Source organism: Methylorubrum podarium (assembly GCF_022179745.1).
Classification (GTDB): domain Bacteria; phylum Pseudomonadota; class Alphaproteobacteria; order Rhizobiales; family Beijerinckiaceae; genus Methylobacterium; species Methylobacterium podarium.
In genome coordinates, this window is record NZ_BPRD01000676.1 from 1 (window position 1) to 1,296 (window position 1,296).

The 1,296-nt window shown below is 67.9% G+C and carries 2 protein-coding genes; both read right to left on the bottom strand.

Translation table 11 applies throughout. The features are described from left to right. Positions 1–144 precede the first annotated feature (144 nt). On the bottom strand, positions 145–840 hold the full coding sequence (locus MFF42_RS25680; RefSeq protein WP_017483138.1) for a VIT1/CCC1 transporter family protein: 696 nt from the start codon (positions 838–840) through the stop codon (positions 145–147). A gap of 5 nt (positions 841–845) precedes the next feature. After that, on the bottom strand, positions 846–1,296 hold a 451-nt coding region (locus tag MFF42_RS25685; protein WP_238258794.1), incomplete at its 5' end, for a cytochrome b.

Sequence of the window (1,296 nt, forward strand, 5' to 3'; positions counted from 1 at the left end):
CATCCACCCCATCTGCTTTGAAAGCAAAAGCGGCGGCCATCACATCAGGGTATGCCGGCCCGCCGACGCTACTGCGGAAGTGGCTAGCCGAAGCGGAATGAGGCGGCATGCATCGCGCCATCCCAGCATAGGAACGTCGCTTCCCTATACGGCTTTGCCGACGAGGTGGCCGATGCCGGCCGTGACGGCCATCGCGGCGGCGCCCCAGAAGGCCACCCGCGCGGTCGCCCGCGGGATGGCGGCGCCCCCAGCCTTGGCCCCAAGCGCGCCGAGTACCGCCAGGAACACCAGCGAAGCGGCGGATACCGAGTAGACGACGATGTTAGCCGGTGAGAGCGCGGCCACGAGCAGCGGCAGAGCCGCCCCGGCCGAGAACGTCGCCGCCGACGTCAGGGCCGCTTGGATCGGGCGCGCCGTGGTAAATTCGGAGATGCCGAGCTCGTCCCGGGCATGGGCGCCGAGCGCGTCCTTCGCCATGAGTTGGTCCGCGACCCTGAGGGCAAGGTCGTGGTCGAGACCGCGGGCGACGTAGATTCCCGCAAGTTCCTCACGCTCGGCCGCAGGGTCCTCAGCGAGCTCGCGTCGTTCCCTTGCGAGATCGGCTTGTTCGGTATCGGATTGCGAACTCACCGAGACGTACTCGCCGGCCGCCATCGACATCGCCCCGGCGACTAGACCGGCCGTCCCGGCGACGAGGATCTCCCCGGAGGCTGCGGCGGACGCGGCGACGCCGACAATGAGGCTCGCCGTCGAGACGAGGCCGTCGTTGGCGCCGAGGACGGCGGCACGCAGCCAGCCCACACGGTCGATGAGGTGGTTTTCCTTATGGGACGCACGCATCGTACTCAGGATCTCTCGTATGGGGCGGAAGAAGCGCGTCCCGGGAGGATGCGACGCAGTACGGCGTCGTGCCAGAGGTAGTGATGGCCCAGGGCGGCCGCGGCGTGGAAGGCGGCGACCGCCATCAGGACGTTGGCAGCGAGCCCGTGCCAGTGGGTCAGCGGCCGGCGCCATTCCGGGTCGCCGAGGGCCGGCAGAGCGAGCGGGCCGATCAACGTGACACCGCGCACGAAGGCATTCGCGATCCCAAGGCCCGCGATGACCAGGAGCAATAGGTAGAGCGCAAGATGGGTCGCCTTGGCGAGAACATGCAGGGGGCCTGGATCATCGACCGGAAGCTGACGCCCTTTCGTTTGCCGCCAGATCAGCAACATGACGATGACACCGGTGAACGCAAAGCCCAGGACGAAGTGGGCGGACCAGATCCCGGAACGGAGAGTGCCCTTGGGCACAAGG

What these genes read in the sequence shown, in the direction of transcription:
- MFF42_RS25680 (WP_017483138.1), bottom strand. Translation starts at nt 840, where the DNA reads ATGCGTGCGTCCCATAAGGAAAACCACCTCATCGACCGTGTGGGCTGG.